Source organism: Yoonia ponticola (genome assembly GCF_014199395.1).
In the GTDB taxonomy this organism is placed as follows: domain Bacteria; phylum Pseudomonadota; class Alphaproteobacteria; order Rhodobacterales; family Rhodobacteraceae; genus Yoonia; species Yoonia ponticola.
In genome coordinates, this window is sequence record NZ_JACIJM010000022.1 from 1 (window position 1) to 2,448 (window position 2,448).

Annotated in this window: 1 protein-coding gene and 1 pseudogene; both read right to left on the reverse strand. The window is 54.9% G+C overall.

Annotation, left to right across the window (positions count from 1 at the left end; all coding sequences use genetic code 11):
* Positions 1-91: 91 nt before the first annotated feature.
* Positions 92-612, reverse strand: a pseudogene (locus FHS72_RS18245) (transposase); the annotation flags it as partial.
* Positions 613-1,065: 453 nt separating this feature from the next.
* A partial coding sequence (locus FHS72_RS18250; protein WP_246414883.1) for an Ig-like domain-containing protein occupies positions 1,066-2,448 on the reverse strand: 1,383 nt, incomplete at its 5' end.

Sequence of the window (2,448 nt, forward strand, 5' to 3'; positions counted from 1 at the left end):
GAACTCGTCTGTAAACCGTATTCCTTTGTTCATATCCGTCTCTCCTTGGTTCCAAAATTACCAAGCAAAGCGTCTACAAATCTAGGGGCACCTCATACCAACGGTAGAATGTGGTGCGGGGAATGCCCAGCTTTGCCAACCTGAGCCGTGCTGACAGGTGGCTTTCCTCGACCAGCCGGATGAGAGAGTTTCTCAGATGCAGGATATCTCATTCGTGGTTGCCCCCATCGCCCAGCATGCTTTTTTAAGCAAACGGAGTTCGAGCGTTTGTTCCGCCACAACTTCCTTGAGATCATGGGCCTCACGGCGCAGATCCTTCACCTCGTTAGTGTTCGCCGCACGTGCCGTATCGCCCGCAAGGCGCCGCTATCCGGCTTCCATGAAGTCCTTGGACCATTTGTAGTAAATGCCCTGAGAGATACCCTCACGGCGGCACAGCTCTGCAATGCTGTCTTCACCACGCAGACCATCCAGAACGATCCTGATCTTCTCTTCGGATGAGTAATGCTTGCGCCCCTCTCATCGATACTGCGTATCGACTGCCGGGCAGCGGTGCGCGCGTTTGATGTCTTTGACGATCTTCTCGCCAGGGCTCGTCGTTGTTTGTCTCATCTTCCACTCCTCAGTGGTGACGATGAGCCAGAAACACTCTCTTATCAAATAACGCTATTTGCTCCCATAGGCGCTGACGTCAGACAGAATTTGCGACCATAGCTTTTGAATGATTGCTACTTGGCGCATGGGTAGTGCCCCGAAAGAAAGAAGGAAAATGAGCTTGACCCAAACACCCAATTAGAGAAGCTGCCCTTCATCCCATACCTCATCGCTGCAATGCAGATTCCCCAAAGCGGACGGAGCAAGGAAGCTGACCCTACCGACACAAACTGAAGCGTGAGGATGGCAAAACCATCAATGAAAGTGCTCCCTCCTGACACATCTGGTTTCTGCGGTCATGCTCTTGAATATCAAGCAAAGCCGCAGGCCTACCTCGAGAAACTTCGCAATCTCTTTAAAAAAGAGGGCGGCTTGGTCAGCCGCCCTACTAATTTTTCCAATTGCTTGATCTTAGAACTTCTTGATCAGACCGAGCTGCAAGCCATAACTTTGGTAGTCATCGCTGCCGAGGCCATCATAGTTGGCGGCGGCACTGACTGTCATGCCAGTGTCCATCGTGTAACTTGTACCGAAATGGATACGTGCACGTTCACCTTCAAAGCCGGGGACGATCGTGCCGGCAAAGCCGTTCCCTTCGGTCTTGGAATAGATCGCAGACACCCCCCCGCTGAGGACCAGCGTACCCACATCCGTCACGAACACCTGCGAGAAATCGAGGCCAAGGGCGATGTCCTCAACAACGACACTTTGCCCGGCTACGTCACGGCCCGCGTTGTCGGTGAACGCCTTTTGTGTGTCTTCCAAACGCGTGGCGGATAGGCTGGGTGTCAGAGTCAGATTGCCGTATTCCATCTGACCAGCAACCTTGATGCTGGCCAATGAACGCTCAGTCTCGAAGGTTTGATCCGACGCCCCATCAACGCTGGTGTCGTTGTCGGTCTGGCCAACCAAATAACGGCCTTCCACGTATAGCGGCTGCTGGGGCAGCTTGGCAACAATGTACGGACCAACCAAAAAGCCCGTGCCTTTGGTCTCGGATGCGCCATCCACTTGCACAGAGCGGTCGAATTCGACCAACGCACCGATCGCAATGCCCGGGGTGATCGCATAATGCGCACCTGCTGCTCCAAAGAAGTAGCTGTTTTCAACATCGTTGCTTTCCGACCATGTCCCTTGCAAGCTTGCCCAGACTGGTGAACCAGCAGATGTCTCGATGTTGAATGTGCCGTTGTTCCGGGTTGCATTTACATTGAAGGCTCTCTGCGCGGTGCCGGACATCAGACCGATGAGATCAGGCTGCGCGGCGATCAAGTTGCTACCACGGGTTTGCATGAAGGTAGCAATTTCTTCCTGAACAGCGGCCACTGCGGCCGCCGCAGTGAATCGGATGATCAGTGCCTCAGACCGATTCTCTGCAGCGTCCTCGACAACGATGGAGAGATCTCCGGATGGTTGCGCGACCGCAGATGTAACCACGTAGGTGCCACCATTCGCGGTAACGATCTGCGTTGTCCCATCAGGGAAGGTTACCTCGACTGAGGCGCCAGGCTCTGCCGAACCTGAGACGCTGACAGTATTGTCGGGGTTCACCGTCACAGAGGCAGTTGGGGTCGCCGGTGCGGTGGTGTCGGCTGGTGGGTTGATCGTAACGGTGACCGTATCGGCGGCAGATGTCGCCCCATCGTCATCGGTCACAACCAATGAAAAAATGTGGGTTACCGGCTGATCGGTATCTAGGGTCAGCGAACTGTCGGTGAAGGTCGGGTTTTGCGCCGTGGCATCCGACAATGTCGCGTTGGCCGCTGTGCCTGTGCCCCCCGTGCGGGTCCATGC